Source organism: bacterium, assembly GCA_024228115.1.
GTDB lineage: Bacteria > Myxococcota_A > UBA9160 > UBA9160 > UBA6930.
Genome location: JAAETT010000680.1, coordinates 1 through 15,562, shown reverse-complemented (window position 1 = coordinate 15,562; position 15,562 = coordinate 1). Strand labels below are relative to the sequence as shown.

Here is a 15,562-nt window from a genome sequence, read left to right as displayed (position 1 = left end):
TCAAGTCAATCCGATACCGCTTCTTCGACATACGGGCCCCATGAATCGGCCCGCGACACGGCGAGAACCGATTGGCTGCGGGGGACGCAGTGCTTAGCATGACAACACTTCCGCCTTTGGTCGATACAAGGGACTAGGCTCCAATGCTTCGGAGGCCGACATGCTCATCCGCACCCCGCTCCGCCGGAATCGCGCCGCGGCCTAGCGCCGCCCGATTCCGCCTGCGCGCAGCCCTGGCTGCGCCCGCCTTCCCCGTGCACCGGAGTCCCCTTGGACCGCCATTCGCTTCGGGAGATCGTCGCCTGCTTGCCCCAAAGCCGGACGCTCTTCCCCTACTTCCGTGACCGTTACGCCTTTCAACTCCTGGGTTGGATGGCGCAGGACGGAGCGAGCGTTCGCTCACTCCGAACGGGGCCGTATGGCTTTTTGCTGGACAAGGCTTCGGTCCGCCAACATCTCGCCAGGCTCCCTGATGGGCAGGTGCCGGACGGGTACTTCGGGAGCTTCTGGCCGGCCGAAACCCGCCAGTTCCGCCTCTCCTTGTCGGGTTGGGGCCACGATCGGCAGTGGGGACGGGATTGGTATCAGACCTCCCGCCCGGGCTGGAACCTGGTCCTGCGCCTCGACCTTCCGGCGAGCCACGCACGCCGCTACCAACGCCTGATGCGCCCCGCGGGTTGGGACCCCTTCTACGAAACCCTTCATCCCGTCGCTCGGCGCCCCGCCATCAGCCTGGCTTGGGTCCGTCTGGATCTCGATCTGGCCCGCGGCCAGGCGCTGATCGAAGAGATCCAGAACGATTGGCTGCGCCGTGCGCTGGAGTTGGATCGGGCCGTCGCTGGCTTGCCCCGCGCAGAGCGAGAAGCCTACCTCCATTGCCAGTTCTCGGATGCAACCAGTGACACCCGTTGGCAGGTCTTCCGTCGGGAAGATCTAGCGCCGCTCGAAGCGATCTGGGACGAAGCGATGCTTTCCGCGGCGCTCTTCTTCCTTCGCGACGAGTTGGGGATTGGCGAGGTATGGATGCACAGCCATCTGAGTGCACGGCTTCTGCGCGGCGGCATCCCTCCCCGCTCTCTCTACGAGAAGCTTCCGCGGCGGTTTGGCTTCCGGCGGACGCGCGCCCTTCCTCCCTGGCTACGCGAACACCCGAATCGGCGCTGGCGGCGAAAGCTACGCGAACGCCCGCCGACGCTCTTCTACACCCGCCTCGCCTGACGCGACGCTCAGGCGGGCCTTACACCAGCCAGTGCCTGGCTGGCGCGCTTGTCCTCGGCCTCGGCCGCGGCTTCCAGCTCGCGGAAGGACGCATCGATCGAGCTGACGAACGAGCCCAGATCCGGCAGCTGGTCGAGATCTGCAGTGAAGCCCCAGTAGAGCGTCCCGGCGTAGCTGAACAGCGCGACCCCGAGGCCCTGGTTGGGGAGCAGGTTCACGACCGGAAAGCAGGCCTCCACCTGGGCGCCGAGCAGATACAGCGGCACCTGGGGCCCGGGCACATTCGTGACGACCAGCGTGTAGGGGCGCCCTCGGGCGGCGCTCCGCACGGCCAGCGAAAGGAGCGTCGCGCTCGTCCAATCGCTGACGGCGGCCAACACCTGGGCACCCATCGCCAGGCGCGAATCCTTGAGTTCGGCCATCGTGGCGTGGACCCGGTCGAGTCGGGTAACCGGGTCTGCTTCGTCGACCGGAAGTTCCGGCATCAAGAGCGCAATGCGGTTGCCGAGCGTGCCGCGCTCATCCTCCGAACGCAGGCTGACCGGGACGTTGGCGCGTACCTCGAGGCTTTCCGGATCCACCCGTCGAAGCCTGAGGAAATCTCGCAATGCGCCAGCTACCGTCGCCAGGACCACATCGTTGACGGTCCCGCCTAACGACTGCTTCACGCGCTTGACGCGCGCGAGATCCATCTCGTGCCAATCGAACTTGCGGTGAGGGCCGAGCGGTTGGTTGATCGGCGTTTCCGAGGCGTTGTGCAGCCCAGCTCCCAGCGTCTCGCCCAACGCCTGGGCGCCTTCGCGAATCCGCTCCGCCAACGCGAAGGGATCGCGCAACATGTCCGGGGCCGAGCGGACGGCCTCGGCCGCGTCGGAGAACCGCCGGGCCAGGTCGCCTGTCAGCATGTCGATGCCACTCGGCATGGGCCGGGGCTTCCACGGCGGAGCCGGTGGACACAAGACCTCCTCATCCGGGCTCATCAGGATGGCCATCAGGTCGACACCGGAAACCCCGTCGATCATGCAGTGATGAACCTTTTGCACCATCGCGAAGCGGTCGCCGCCGTCGAGGCCTTCAACCACCCAGATCTCCCACAGCGGGCGCTCCCGATCGAGGGGTTGGGAAAGCACCCGCCCCGAAAGCTCCTTCAACTGAGAGGCGTCACCCGGCAGAGGCAGAGCCGTATGTCGGACGTGGTAGCTGAGATTGAAATGGGGATCGTCCACCCAGACCGGGTGGTTCTCGACAGGAATTCGCGCCAACCGCTGGCGATAGCGCGGCAGCAGATGCAGGCGCGATCCGACGTACTCCCGAATCCGGTCGATATCGACGCCGCCATCGGGCGTCTGCAAGGGGCCGCTCGAAAAGACGAGCGTGGCTGCGATGTGCTGGTGGTGGCTCGGCGTCTCCAGGTCGAGAAATGTGGCGTCCTGGGCGCTGAGCCGGTCGTAGCTATCCGACATGCCCGTAGCATACACCCCACAAGGCCCCGGGTGGCGGCATGGCCATTCCAACTTCATGACCGTTGCCTACGTTCCGCTCCCGATGGCCACCGCTTCCGCTGCCGACCTGCGCTTCGAACCCCGGCGCGAGGCCTGGGTGATCGGCGGAATCATGGCTCTGGCCGCCGTCGTTCGGATCGTGCGCTGGCAAGGCCTGGCCGTGATGTTCAACGATGGCCCGATCTTCCTGGCCCTGGCGCAGGCCATCGAATCAGGCCTCCCGGATCAAGCCCTGGCGCATCCCTTCCATCCGCTCTACTCGGCGCTCGTAGCCGGGCTGCATGGGCCCGTCGCGAGTTGGGAAACCGCCGCCGTATCCGTCTCGGTGCTGTGCGGATCTCTCGCCGTCGGCGTGCTCTATCTCTTCGTCCGGGCTCTCCACGGCCGGGCCGCCGCCTGGATCGCCGCCCTGCTCTTCGCCGTTCACCCCGGCGCGATCGAATACACCGGCGACATCCAGAGCGAAGGCACCTACCTGTTGTGCTTCCTCTCGGCGGCCTACCTGTTGTGGCGCGGGCTCCGTTCGGAAAGCCCATGGTTGGGCCTGGCCGGCGGGTTCGCGGCGGGGCTGGCGTACCTGGCCCGCCCGGAGGGCCTGGGCATCGCATTGGTCGCTGGCGGCCTGGCGTTGTTCGAAGGCTGGAAACGCGGCGCGCCCCTCGGTCGTTCCGCCCTCCTGGCCGGCGCGATCGGCCTGGGGGGAGCGCTGGTCGTCGGCCCCTACGTGGGTTTTCTCCATGCCCAGACCGGCGAGTGGACCTTTACGCAGAAGAAATCGATGGCGGTGATGACGGGCCTCGAGGCACCGCCCCGCGACGGGCCGAACCCGGTCCTCCCGAAGATCAACCGCGCCGGCCGGCCGGCCGAAAGCCGACTCGTCCCGCCGAAAGACCAACTCGCAGCGAGGCTTCCCGAGGAAACCCGCGCCTCCGCCGCGGAACGTTATGCCGAGGCCATCTTCGACGTGGCAAGAACGCATCTTCGGGCCCTGCGCTACGAGGGCGCGATCCTGCTCCTCGCGGGGCTGATGCTCGGGGGCCTCGGCCCAGCCGGGCACCGTGCCCGTTTCATCGGCGGGGTCCTCGCTGCCTACGCGGTCGTGCTGCTCCTGCTCGCCGCCAACGTCGGCTACGTAAGTGGACGCCACGCCCTCCCGCCCCTCGTCTTGACCTTCGGGTATGTTGCCAGCGGCGTGCTCGCGCTCGGCCAGTGGGCCGGGCGCTCGTCTGGAAACGCTGCCGGGCGCCTGGCCCTCGCCTCGATTCTCGTGTTGGTCACCGGCATCGGCCTGGGCAAGGCCTTGCCCCCTGATCGCAGCGATTCACGAGCCGAGCGCATGGCAGCCGAATGGCTCGGAACCCAGGACATCTCCGTACGAGGCCTCGGTGCCCGCAAACGCCGCATCGCCTACTACGCAGACGTCCCGTTCGTGAAGATCCACGGGCAGGAACGCTCCGCGGGCAAGATCTGGACGAGGGGCGCGTCCCATCTCATCCTGAGCGATGAGGCGGGGCATTATCCGATGCTTCGCGAGAGCCTGCCGACCGAGGCCGTGCTCCTGCACCGGATCGAAGCGCCGGCTCCCGGAGCCTCCATCTACGAACTGCCGATGCCGGAGCGCTTCCAGAAACGGCAGCGCTACCGCGAAGACAACCTCATCGACGCAGCGCCGTAGCCAGCAACACCACAGCCGTGTTGACGAACAGGCCGATCACGCCCACATGAACGCCACCGATCCGGCGTGCGATGAAGAGCGAGGCTCCGACGGCCACCAGGGTACCCGCCGCCACGCCTAACAGCGCCGCCTGCGCCGAGATCCGGCGCCAATGAAGCGCGATCAAGAACGCCGGGACGGCCTGGATCAGAAGCTCCATCTTGAGCTCGATCAGCGACCACAAGGTGAGCCGAGGCAGAAGCGCCACGCCGACCGCGACGAACATGGCCACCGCAGTGATGCGCTTGGCGAGCTGTGTGGTCTCGGCGCGGTTTCGATCTCGGCCCATCACGTCGACGGCGATCACCGAACCGAGGGAGAGCAGCACGGAATCGGCCGTGGACATGATGGCCGCCAACGCTCCGAGGAAGACCAATACGGCGAGCAGCATCTGGGCAGGTCCGAGTTCGGCCCAACTCGCGAGCAGCCTCGGCATGACGGTATCCGCCTGAATCTCGCCGAGGCCCCCGAGCCGCGGAATCGCGGCCAGGCCGATCAACGTGACGACCAGGGTCGTCGTCAACGGCATGAAGGTCATCAACGAGAACGCGCGTTTCAGCGAAGCGCCGCTCTTGGCGGCGAAGATGCGTTGGATCGCCTGGGGATAGACCACGCTCGCGGTGCCCAGCAACACGATCGTGCTGGCCCAGTTGGCCTGCTCGGTCGCATCCGGCACGCGGATCGCATCCGGACGGATCTCTCCAATGGCCGCGCTCACCGCAGCCAGCCCGCCGGCTTCTCCGATCAGCCAGAACAGGAGCGCGAGAAGACCGCCTCCCATCAGCAGCCCCTGGGCGGAATCCGTCCAGGCAACGGCGCGCATGCCTCCCAGGGTCTCGTACATCAGGATCATCGCGGCCAGGCCGATCACGCCGACGGGAAACGGGACCAGGCCGCCGGTGACTTCGCTCGTCACATGCCCCATCGCCACCAGCTGGGCCACGAGGAAATTGCCGAGCGCGATGGCCATCAGGACCGAGATCGCGATGAGCAATGCCCTTCCCGCCGGCTCGCCGCCGAACCGGTGACGAATCCAATCCCCGGGCGTCACGAAGCCGTGCCGGACTGCGAGTGGCCGGAGCTTGGGCGCCACGACGTGGAACATCACGATGATCGACATCATGAATCCGGTCGCCATGATCCATGAGAAGCCGCGGCGGTAGGCTTCGCCCGGATACCCCAGAAGCGAATTCCCGCTGTACGCCGTGGCGTAGAGCGTGAGGAAGAGCACGAACGTTCCGAGGCCACGGCCTGCCAGGAAATGATCGGCCGGAGAGGTATCGACCCGGGCGCGCCGAGCGAATTCGGCGACGACCACCAGGCCCACGAGATAGATGCAGAGCGCGATCGCGCCAACGCTGCCGAAGCTCAAGACCCTTCGTCCTCGTCGTCCAGGCTCGGGTCGTCCACCTCGGTCAGGGCCCACGCCACCGAATTGAGGACAGCGATCGCGACATAGCAGGCCAACGCCACGCCCACCCAATCCGGTAGCCCCAGCCAGCCACCGGAGGCGCCACCTTCGGGAAGGGCGCCAGCCTCGCGGTACCAGGGGATCGAGAGCACGTAGAGAACTCCGATCGCAACGAGGAGTCCACTGCGCACCCGCGAGGCCATGGCGGGATTCATAGCACGGCGTCCGCGGCTACAGAGACGCGCTTGCGGCGAGCTTCAAGGCTCGACCTCGGGGCCGAAGAGAGGAAGCGGCTCGAGTTCGAGGCAGGCCGGATCATCGTTGCTCACGCGGTTCACGCGCTTGCCAACACGCCGGGCCTCGAGGCCTCGCGCGATCCCGGGCTCGCAGAGAGCGAGGGCCTCCGCTGGATCGGTGGCCGGGTCAAGCCACAGCGAGTACGCCGAGGGCGAGAGCAGGACGGGCATGCGGGTGTGGACCTCGCGAACCGCCCCGACCGCCTCGCAGGTCAACAACGCCACCGTTTCCAGCTGTTGCCCCTGGCCATCGTCCCAATGCTCGTAGATGGCCGCCATTGCGAACAACGCCCCACCGGGAAGCGCCAGGTGGTGGGGGAGCTTGCCGCCCCGGGCCGCCTGCCACTCGTAGAATCCGTCGGCCGGCACCAATGCTCGCCGCCTCTTGAAGGCGGCTCGAAAGCTCGGCTTGGTATCGACGGTTTCGAGCCTGGCGTTGATCAGCCGGGGCCGTCGTTCGGCTGCTTGGCCCAACCCGGGAGGAGCCCCCAGCGGCGCAGCTCGAGCTGGCGTTCTCCATCCGCCTCTCCGGTGTCGGGATCCAGACGCACCACCGCCACATCCTGGCCGGGAGCCACGTTGTACCTGGGGGCAAGGGCCGGCACCGCCCGGAGATCGAAATGGGCCGCGATCTCCGAACCCGATTTGCTGAGCGTGAATCGCCCACACACCCCGCTAGAGTAGCTCGCTGTCATGACCAACCCGCCCGTCTACGAAAGCCAGAACATCCTTCCCCTCCGCAGCCTGGTCTTTCGGGCGGCGCTGGGCGGCATCCTGATGGGCCTGGCCAATCTGGTTCCCGGAATCTCGGGCGGCACGATGCTGCTGGCGGCGGGCGTGTACCCGGCTTTCATCGCGTCGATTGCCGAGGTCACGACGCTCCGCTTCGAACGCCGCGCCCTGATCCTGCTCGGCATCGTGGCCGGTTCAGCGGGCACCGCAATCCTGCTCCTGGCTGGCCCCACCCGCGATCTGGTCGTCGAGCAGCGCTGGATCATGTACAGCCTGTTCGTCGGCCTGACCCTCGGCGGCGTACCGCTCGTGTGGCGTCTGGCGCGCCCGGCCACCCCCGGCTTGTGGGCTGGCGCCGCAGCCGGCTTCGCGATCATGGTCGCGATGGCCCTCGGCGATACAGGGCAGACCAGTAATGAAGCCTCGACCGTCCTCCTGCTCCTCTCGGGCATGGCCGGCGCGGGAGCGATGATCCTGCCGGGCATCTCCGGTGGCTACCTGTTGCTCCTGCTCGGCCAATACATTCCGATTCTCGGTGCGATCGACAAAGCCAAGCAAGCACTGCTTGGCGAAGCCGGCTTCGACCTGACGCTCCTCATGGAAGCGGCGACGGTCGCGGTTCCTGTCGGCATCGGCATCGTGGTGGGCATCGTCGGCATCAGCAACCTCTTGCGTTGGACGCTAGATCGCTTCCCGAAGGCCACCCTCGGTCTGTTGCTCGGCCTGTTGGTGGGTGCCGTCGCGGGCCTATGGCCCTTCCAGCATGGGGTCGCGCCGGAAGCCGGTGACGTCATCAAGGGGCAGGTCATCAGCACGGCAGACATTGCGGAGATTGATCCCGAAGATTGGCGCGTCGAGCGATTCGGCCCGAGCAGCTCGCAACTTTCCGGTGCCGCCGGGCTGATCCTTGCCGGGCTCGCTGCCACCCTGCTGATCGATCGGGTCGGCCGTCGAAGCAAAGACGACGGAGAGGGCTGAGCGAGTCGCCATCCTGGGAAAGGAACTTCCCATCTCTCCTGCCCAGCGATAGGCAATCCGTCGGCAGCCGTCCGCGGAAGGCCCCGCCCCTGGAGGGCGATCGGCCTCCGGGGGCCCAGCCCCCTTCCCGCGCACGCTTCTTGCAGCACCGCTCCCTGGAGTTCTGCGCAGAAATGCAGGTCTCCGGGAGGTGAACATGTCTTGCACATCCGCGATGACTCGCTCGCTGATCGTCTTCCTCGCCGCCAGCGCTCTGGCCTGCGCGACCGGAGATACCGAACGAGGGGTCGAACGCAATCCGACCTTCGATTTCGGCGTTGGCGCCAAGGTGATCTTGCCTGGGCAAAGCATCCCGATGCCCGACCCCAACAAGCCAGGGACTGCGCCAGGGGCTGGTGAGATCACATTCCTTGGCGGTTCGAAGAGCAAGGAGGACGGCTACCGAAAAAAGATCTATGGAGGCAAAGGCCTGGCCAAGGAAGCCGTCAAGGCGCCGGCTGCAGTTATCGCCGGGCCTGCAGCGGCCGCCGTTGGAGCAGCGAAGGGGGCCGGCCCGAGCCAACAGCAGACCCAGAGCAGCAACACCGGCCAGAGTCAGCGGCAGACGAGTCGAGGCGCGCCGGCTCCCAGCGCTTCGCCCGTCCCGCAGGTGCCCGTGGCCCCCACTGATCCCCATCGAGCCGTCGAGAACGCCCGACTCGCGAATATGGAACGCCAGCTGGGCCCGCTTTCGGGCGGCAACATGCCTCCCATCCCGATCCCCATTCCGGTCCCCCCTCAGGGCTCGGAAACGGCACCGGAGCCCACGCGCCACGCATCGGTCGCCCCGACGGGGCGCTCTTTCTCGATCGCCGATGAACTCGCCGTCCTCCAGGCCGGCTTGCCTCCGAAGGCGCGCCCGGAAGACGTGGCCCAAGCGCGGGCATCCGAAAGCACATCCGAAACCGCGCCCCGTCGCGGCGGTGTAGCGGACGAGGTCTCGGATCGCGACGGGAACGGCCGCCCGGACCGCTGGGTCTACCGGCACAATGGCAAACGCGTGCGCGAGCTCTTCGACGAGGACGGTGATTCCGCCCCGGATCGCACGGTCTATTTCGACCGGGATGGATCCCAACAGAGCGTGGAGGAAGACACGAATCTGGACGGGCGCCTCGATTCGTGGGCCGAGTACCGGAAGGGCGAGATGGCCCGTCAACGCCGCGACACGGATTTCGACGGCTTCCTCGACACCTGGATCTTCTATCGCGAAGGTGAGATCGCACGGGAAGAACAGGATCTGAATGGCGACGGATTCCGAAACCGCATGGCTTTCTACGAAAGCGGTAAGGTCGTCCGCGAACGCGAGGATCTCAATGGAGACGGCCGGATCGACCGGGTCACGCTCTACGACGGTGAGCAGAGGATCCGGCAGCGCGACGAAGACCAGGACGGCGACGGCCTGATCGATACCCGCTCCTACTACGAGAATGGTCGACTCGCTCGCCGAGAGCTGCTGGAGGAGATGCTCCAGGAGTCCGTGGATCCGGAGACGCTCAGCCAACCGGCATGGGACGCGCCCTCCCCGCTCGAAGAGCAGTCCAGTTGGGACGATGGGACCCGCGGCCCGCAGGATCCGTCCTGATGCCCCGAACGTTGTGGCACGCGGCCTACTTCGTGTTCGGCCTGTGGCTCTCGCTCGTGCTGCTCGTGCCGCTCACCGCACCGTGGGCCTACGCGGCGGATCCGGACATCGCGCGCATGGAGGGCCTCCTGGCCGGAGACGTCAACGCCTTCCGCCGCGAGAACCACCTGATCTCGCTCCAGCGTCGCCCGGATCTCGACGCCGTCGCACGTGCGCATTCCGAGGACATGGCCCGGCGCAACTACCTCTCTCACGCCTCCCCGGAAGGCCTGGACTGGGTCGCTCGCCTCGAGCGGGCCGGAATCACGGGCTTCTCGATGGCCGCCGAAAACGTTGGCCGGACCAACAAGGCCGGCCCCAACGCCGAGATCCTCTCGGGCTGGATCCACTCCCCAGCCCACCACCAGAACCTGGTCGCGCGCCCCTTCAACGCCACGGGCATCGGCATCGCACGCGCCGCAGACGGCAGCTACGTCTACACCCAGCTCTACCTGAGTTTCCCCCGCTGAATCCGTCGCCTCCTCGTAGGATTCCACAACGGTGCCAATCGCTTCGGTGGTCGCCCCTGGCTCAGCGAACGCGTCCCTCTACAAGAGATGCTGTCAAATGTTGTGGATCGGTGGTTGGTCAGCTCCAACGCGCGGGAGCTCTCGGCGGGTCTCTCGCCTACCAGACGCGCGGGATCAGGCGGAAGCGAACCCGAGCAGCGTACTCGGCGTAGCCGGGTAGTTCCGCGCGGAGCGTGCGATCCTCGAGCGCCGTGCGGATCACGAGCAAGATGCCCGCGAGCAGGGCCGGCACGAAGGCCGAGGCCGACGGGAGCAGGAGCGGCGTCGAGAGGATCCAGCCCAGGAAGCCGACGTAACCAGGGTGTCGCACGTAGGCGTAGGGCCCCGAATCGATCACGCGATGCCCGCAGTCCGTCTGGATGCGCACCGTCTTCTCGAAGAACGGATTCACGACCATGGACCAGATCACCAAGGCCCATCCGGGGACGAAAATGGCCAGGCCCGCCAGCCACGCTACCCCAGGCGCTCTCCATACCTCATCGCGCGGCTCGAGTACCGCGACGACGTAGACTGCGATGACCACTGCACCGAACAGCACAAGCCACACAACGTCCCAGGCCTTGGTCCCCCTACGGAAGCCTACGCGCCTGCGGATCAGCCCGGGGTTCCAGCGCTGCACGCACGCCAGGTTGATGGCCAGGGTCACGACGATGATGCCCACGTAGATCCAGCCGAGCGTCCAGTCCAGATGGCGCGCGAGCAAGAAGAGGAGCCCCGCCAAAATGATGGCCGTGCCGGCCAGACCGACGAGGGCCATCCGGATCGAGGCTTGCGAATTGGCGCGCCTCACGACCTCGGGCATTTCGTGTCCTCCTCGTCTCTCGAATTCTACACCGGAGCCGGGGCGGTACCGCAGGTGGCCGTAGATGGTTGTTGGCCGACTTTGCCGTGGCCGTCAGTCAGACGGCGCTTCGCCGCTCCAACCGAATGCCCTTGCCGAACCAGAGCGCTCGACGAATCGAGGGGCTCAGTTCTGGGCGGCTCGTCGCGCTCCGAGGCGGGCGCGGACCCGGCGATCGTTCCAGTAGAGCTCGACGTCTTGCGAGAGGTCGATCGCCTCGGGCAGGACGACATAGCCGGTGACGATCTCGTTCGCGTCGAGGTCACCGAGCCGCCCCTGAAGAATGCCGAGCTGGCGCGCGTCCGTAGCGTTGGGCTGGTAGCTCAGATGCCCCTGAAGCACCGTAAAGTTCGCGTGGAAGGCTTCGGGCCGCTTGGAACGGGCCGTGAAGATCAACACGGGCCCATCGGCCAGGCCACCGCGCGAGCTCCAAGCGCGCTGCAGAACCGCTTCGAAGGCTCGGGAATGGGCAAAGGCGACCTCGAAGATGCCCTTTCCATCCGCGGTGCGGCGCCCGATGTGCGCGGGCGCATGCTCCTGGGAAAGCTCGACGATGCGATAGAGATCGCGCAGCTCCTGGTCGGAGAGCCCAAGATCGAGGGGGCGCACTTCCCCGGGCGGCGCAGCAGCAACCGGCGGGCCGGCGGATCCCGCGCCAGCGGGGCGTGCCATACCCGGCGCGGGCGCAGCTTCCACGCTGGGCAAGGTCTCCTGGAACTCGCGCACCTGATTGGCCGCGTCGATCAGGTTGTAGGGATTGTTCGGATCGTTGCGCTCGTTCCACACATCCCATGTGTACGGCGTGGGGCGATACTCGGGGCGCACGGGCGGTACGTCTTCGGGCCGCACCCGCTTCGAGTGCTTGCACGGCACCTTGGACGCCGATTGGACGATGTACATGCTGCCGTCCGGGCAGATGCCGGTGATCGCTTCCGCGTGGACCGCTTCGGGCTGTGGCCCGAACGTTCCCAGCATCAACCCTCCCACCAAAACGACGAGCACAGAGCAACAATTCCGCATCTTCAGCTTCCACCCCAACATGACCGTCGCGAGACCGTCCGTTGACTCATTCTACTAGAAAAAGCGCTGCAGCATCAATGAGATACGTGCGCTCTTCAGGAATGTACTCGAAGCGGTGTGTGGATTTCCGCTGCTCGGGCGGGGGCTAGCGACGCCTCTTGCGGCCTGCCGAGGATTTCGATCGGCTGCCACCACTGCGCAGGTCATCGGCAGCTCCCGGTTTCCGGCCGGGCCGGCGCTTCGCCTTTCGACGGCCCACTCCCTTGGGCTGCTCCCGCAGACGCCCGGCATGTTCGTGCAAGCTTCGCACCTCGTCCGCCGTGAGTTCGCGCGCCCTGCCCCTCGCCAGGCGACCCAACTTCAGCGGGCCCATCCGGGTGCGGCGCAACCGCTGTACCGGATTCCCGAGTGCACGAAACGCGCGGCGGATCTGGTGCTTGCGTCCTTCCCGCAAGACGACGTCCACCCGGGTCGAGCGGCCGTCGTCTTCCACGCTTCGCACCCGCACCTTCCAGGGTTGCGTGGGTCCGTCTTCCAGCCGGATGCCTGTCCGAAGGCGCTGCACGCTTGCCGCCTCGACCTGGCCGCGCACCGTCACCTGGTACTCACGCTCGTTGCCGAGAGAGGGATGGAGCAGCGCCTGCGTCAACTCACCATCGTTGGTCAGGAGCACCAGCCCCTCGGATTCCGCATCGAGGCGTCCGACCGGATGAAGGCGCGCTTCTCGCGTCTCCGGCGGCAGGAGATCCAGCACGGTGCGCCTCCCCTGGCGCCCGGCCCAGGGATCCGACGTCGTGGTAAGCACGTCCCTGGGTTTGTGGACGAGCCAGTAGCTTCGCTTGCTGATGCGCAAGCGCTCGCCATCGACGCGGATGTCGTCCGTCGACGGATCGGCCCGAGCACCGAGCTCAGCAACCTTGCCGTTGACGCTCACGCGCCCGGCGCGAACCCAATCCTCGGCCTCCCTTCGCGATGCGAGCCCAGAAGACGCGAGAAGCTTCTGGAGGCGTTGGGCGCTCAGTGCAACTCGCTCGTCGGGGGCGCAACCAAAGGAGGCTCGGCCGGCGGTAGCGGGGATTCCGAAACGTCGGTCGATGCTTCCTGGGAAGTGCCTGCAGCCTCCTCATCGTGTTCCTGCCCGGCCTCCGCGGCCTCGATCTCGACATCCGGATCTGCCGCCGGAAGTAGCTCTTCGATCTCCCGGAGTGTCGGCAGATCATCGAGCTTCGGTAGCCCGAAGACTTCGAGGAAGCGCTTCGTCGTGGCGTAGAGCATCGGCCGTCCGGGCACCTCGCGGTGGCCCGCGACGCGAACCAGCTTGCGGTCGACCAGGCTCTTCACCGTGGCCCCCGCATCAACTCCCCGCACGTGCTCCACTTCAGCTCGCGTCACCGGTTGCTTGTAGGCAATCACCGAGAGCGTCTCGAGCGCAGCCCGCGAAAGGCGCAGCGGGCGCTCGGCCTGGAGTGCCCGCAAATAGCCCGAGAAATCCGGCCGCGTTCGGATCTGGTACCCCCCGGCAACTTCCCAGACTTCGAACGCGCGCTCCTGCTCCTTGTATTCCTCGCCGAGCTCCGCAACCAGCTCCTTGGCCTTGGCCGGCTTCAGGTAGGGAACGATCTGAGCAAGACGCTGGGCCGATACCGGTTCCGGTGAAGCGAGGATCAACGCCTCGACGATCTGCTTCTGCTGCTGCCTGTCCATCCCAGCTCCTACATGATCTCCGCCACGCGTTCATTCCAGGCGACTTCGCCCTCATCCGCGCGGCGCAGGTGGATCGGGCCCGTCGGCACCGAGGCTTCATCGGTTCCCTGGTAGATCCGGACCGCGTCCAGACGCACGAGCTCGAGCAGCCCGAGGAACGTGGTCACCAGCACCGGCCGAGAGGGCGCGGCGCCGGACGGACCCTGCAGGAAGACCTGTTCGAATTCGATCTGGGCCACGTCGCTCAGGACATCCATGATCGCGGTCATGCATTCGCGGACCGTGACCGTCTCGGCCTCGACCTCATGCGCATGGCTCTCGGGCTTGGCCTCCTTGAGCACGCGACGGAAGGCTTCGACCAGACGCACGAGGTCGACCGCGATTTCCCGCTCACCCTCGGGCGTTGCCTCCAGCTCCTGGGGCGTCGCCGCGTAGATATCCCGACCCAATAGCCGTCGCTCGCCCAGCTCCTCGGAGACTTCCTTGAACCGCTGATATTCGAGCAGGCGGGCAACCAACTCCGCCCGCGGATCGAGGCCATCGTCTTCCTCTTCCTCGTCATTGCGGGGGAGGATCATCCGGCTCTTGATCCAGGCGAGCGTGGCCGCCATCAGCAGGTACTCGCCCGCGATATCGAGGTTGAGCTCCTGCATGAGGGCCAGGTACTCGATGTACTGCGTCGCGATATCCGCGATCGAGATCTCGGCGATGTCCACCTCGTTCAGGCGGATCAAATGCAGGAGGAGATCGAGGGGACCCTCGAAGACTTCCAACTTGACGGAATACCCGGAGCCAAGCGGCTGGGTGCCGCTCTCGAGGGCGGCTTCGCCTCCGGCGGCATCGGGTTCGGTCGCAAAACTCATGGGACGCTCCGCGGAGGCGAGGGGTCCGGGGGGTCTTCGGAGGATACCGATTGGTGCGGAGATGCCCACGGACGATCCTGCGCCATCGAGCCCTCCCCTGCCTCTGCTGCCGCAAGGATCAGGTTGTGTCCCGGAAACTGTTGATGGCATGGCAGTTGCTCTGTGTGTCGTGCGATGCGCCCCCGCCGACACCGTTTCACGCCGCCGTACTGCCCGAATCCTCGTTGCGTTTTCCATGCAGATCCGAAGGGTTGGCGGGTTCAGCGCTTCGGGCACTACCTCCGGAAATCCGCTCCGCGCGTGGTTCAGCGGTACCGCTGTTCGCACTGTGGTCGGACTTTCAGTTCACAGACCTTCTCGCTCACCTACTGGTTGAAGCGTCCGCGGTCGCTGGGTCCCGTCTACGACGGGCTCGTCGCCTGCTCCGCCTACCGCCAGATCGCTCGCGGCCAGGGAATCTCGGCGTCGACCGTCTCCACCCACGCAAAGCGGCTCGGGCGGCATGCCCTGCTGTTTCTCGAGGCCCGTCGTCCGAACGAGCCCCCCCGAGAGCCCCTCGTCATGGATGGCTTCGAGACCTTCGAGCACTCTCAATACTACCCGTTCCACGTCAATCTGGCGGTCGGAGCCGAGAGTCATTTCCTCTACGCCTTCACGGATGCCGAACTCAGGCGAAAGGGCCGGATGACGGCTCACCAGAGGGAGCGGCGTGAGGAACTCGAGGGTCAACACGGTCGGGCCGACCCGAAGGCCATCGAAACGTCAATGGCCGAGCTCTTGCGTCTGAGTACGCCCCCTGGCTCCGAGGTCGAGGTTCGGTCCGACGAGCACCAAGCCTACCCACGAGCCTTTCGGGGCGTCCGGGAAGTGGTGGTACGCCACTCGGTGACCTCCTCTCGCAAGGCCAGGACAACGGGGAATCCGCTCTTCCCCGTCAATCGGATGGATCTGCCCTCGGTGAACACCCAAAAGCGGCCATACGTGATCACCTGAAAACCGGCCATAGAACGGGGAGTCGTCCAGGACGTTGAGGCGGGCGAGGCGGATAGCCTCGCCCGCCATGGCAAATGTCTTGGACGCAGAGAAACAGCAG

The 15,562-nt window shown here is 66.4% G+C and carries 16 protein-coding genes; 6 read left to right on the top strand and 10 right to left on the bottom strand.

Features of this window, described 5'->3' with window-relative positions:
* The first annotated feature begins 270 nt into the window (after nt 1-270).
* Nucleotides 271-1,218: a hypothetical protein gene (locus GY937_28245; GenBank protein ID MCP5060605.1), complete on the top strand. Its 948-nt coding sequence runs from the start codon at nt 271-273 to the stop codon at nt 1,216-1,218.
* Between the two features lie 8 nt (nt 1,219-1,226).
* Here the strand turns inward: GY937_28245 and GY937_28240 are convergent, their stop codons facing one another.
* Nucleotides 1,227-2,681, bottom strand: a complete 1,455-nt coding sequence (locus tag GY937_28240; GenBank protein ID MCP5060604.1) for a wax ester/triacylglycerol synthase family O-acyltransferase — start codon at nt 2,679-2,681, stop codon at nt 1,227-1,229.
* Between the two features lie 55 nt (nt 2,682-2,736).
* Between GY937_28240 and GY937_28235 the strand changes: the two genes are divergently transcribed.
* Nucleotides 2,737-4,395: a glycosyltransferase family 39 protein gene (locus GY937_28235; protein ID MCP5060603.1), complete on the top strand. Its 1,659-nt coding sequence runs from the start codon at nt 2,737-2,739 to the stop codon at nt 4,393-4,395.
* Here GY937_28235 and GY937_28230 read toward each other — a convergent pair.
* From GY937_28230 to GY937_28215, 4 genes are read right to left on the bottom strand one after another with little or no spacing between them, the layout of a single operon-like run.
* On the bottom strand, nt 4,376-5,806 hold the full coding sequence (locus GY937_28230; GenBank protein MCP5060602.1) for a sodium:solute symporter family protein: 1,431 nt from the start codon (nt 5,804-5,806) through the stop codon (nt 4,376-4,378). The two genes, GY937_28235 and GY937_28230, sit on opposite strands and share 20 nt — an antisense overlap.
* Complete coding sequence (locus GY937_28225; GenBank protein ID MCP5060601.1) at nt 5,803-6,048, bottom strand: hypothetical protein; 246 nt, start codon at nt 6,046-6,048, stop codon at nt 5,803-5,805. The genes GY937_28230 and GY937_28225 overlap by 4 nt, the downstream gene beginning before the upstream one ends.
* Nucleotides 6,049-6,102: 54 nt before the next feature.
* Complete coding sequence (locus tag GY937_28220) at nt 6,103-6,615, bottom strand: SOS response-associated peptidase (protein MCP5060600.1); 513 nt, start codon at nt 6,613-6,615, stop codon at nt 6,103-6,105.
* Nucleotides 6,582-6,812: an SOS response-associated peptidase gene (locus tag GY937_28215; protein ID MCP5060599.1), complete on the bottom strand. Its 231-nt coding sequence runs from the start codon at nt 6,810-6,812 to the stop codon at nt 6,582-6,584. Before GY937_28215 ends, GY937_28220 begins: the two co-directional genes overlap by 34 nt.
* 22 nt (nt 6,813-6,834) lie before the next feature.
* On the opposite strand from GY937_28215, the gene GY937_28210 reads away from it, so the two are divergent.
* The 3 genes from GY937_28210 to GY937_28200 all read left to right on the top strand — a co-directional run bounded on the left by GY937_28210 (nt 6,835) and on the right by GY937_28200 (nt 9,981).
* Nucleotides 6,835-7,851, top strand: a complete 1,017-nt coding sequence (locus GY937_28210) for a DUF368 domain-containing protein (protein ID MCP5060598.1) — start codon at nt 6,835-6,837, stop codon at nt 7,849-7,851.
* 196 nt (nt 7,852-8,047) lie between these two features.
* Nucleotides 8,048-9,472 (top strand): hypothetical protein, encoded by a 1,425-nt coding sequence (locus tag GY937_28205; protein MCP5060597.1) that lies wholly within the window; start codon nt 8,048-8,050, stop codon nt 9,470-9,472.
* Nucleotides 9,472-9,981 carry a CAP domain-containing protein gene (locus GY937_28200; GenBank protein ID MCP5060596.1) on the top strand — a complete coding sequence of 170 codons (510 nt, stop codon included), beginning with the start codon at nt 9,472-9,474 and terminating at the stop codon, nt 9,979-9,981. The genes GY937_28205 and GY937_28200 overlap by 1 nt, the downstream gene beginning before the upstream one ends.
* Nucleotides 9,982-10,138: 157 nt before the next feature.
* On the opposite strand, the gene GY937_28195 is transcribed toward GY937_28200, so the two are convergent.
* The 5 genes from GY937_28195 to GY937_28175 form a co-directional block, all read right to left on the bottom strand.
* Nucleotides 10,139-10,843 (bottom strand): isoprenylcysteine carboxylmethyltransferase family protein, encoded by a 705-nt coding sequence (locus tag GY937_28195; GenBank protein MCP5060595.1) that lies wholly within the window; start codon nt 10,841-10,843, stop codon nt 10,139-10,141.
* A 165-nt stretch (nt 10,844-11,008) separates the two neighbouring features.
* On the bottom strand, nt 11,009-11,857 hold the full coding sequence (locus tag GY937_28190; GenBank protein MCP5060594.1) for a hypothetical protein: 849 nt from the start codon (nt 11,855-11,857) through the stop codon (nt 11,009-11,011).
* A gap of 190 nt (nt 11,858-12,047) precedes the next feature.
* Nucleotides 12,048-12,923 carry an rRNA pseudouridine synthase gene (locus tag GY937_28185; GenBank protein ID MCP5060593.1) on the bottom strand — a complete coding sequence of 292 codons (876 nt, stop codon included), beginning with the start codon at nt 12,921-12,923 and terminating at the stop codon, nt 12,048-12,050.
* Nucleotides 12,920-13,606, bottom strand: a complete 687-nt coding sequence (gene scpB, locus GY937_28180) for an SMC-Scp complex subunit ScpB (GenBank protein MCP5060592.1) — start codon at nt 13,604-13,606, stop codon at nt 12,920-12,922. Before scpB ends, GY937_28185 begins: the two co-directional genes overlap by 4 nt.
* Nucleotides 13,607-13,614: 8 nt before the next feature.
* Nucleotides 13,615-14,469: a segregation/condensation protein A gene (locus GY937_28175; protein ID MCP5060591.1), complete on the bottom strand. Its 855-nt coding sequence runs from the start codon at nt 14,467-14,469 to the stop codon at nt 13,615-13,617.
* A 372-nt stretch (nt 14,470-14,841) separates the two neighbouring features.
* On the opposite strand from GY937_28175, the gene GY937_28170 reads away from it, so the two are divergent.
* Nucleotides 14,842-15,462: a hypothetical protein gene (locus GY937_28170; protein ID MCP5060590.1), complete on the top strand. Its 621-nt coding sequence runs from the start codon at nt 14,842-14,844 to the stop codon at nt 15,460-15,462.
* Nucleotides 15,463-15,562 lie beyond the last annotated feature (100 nt).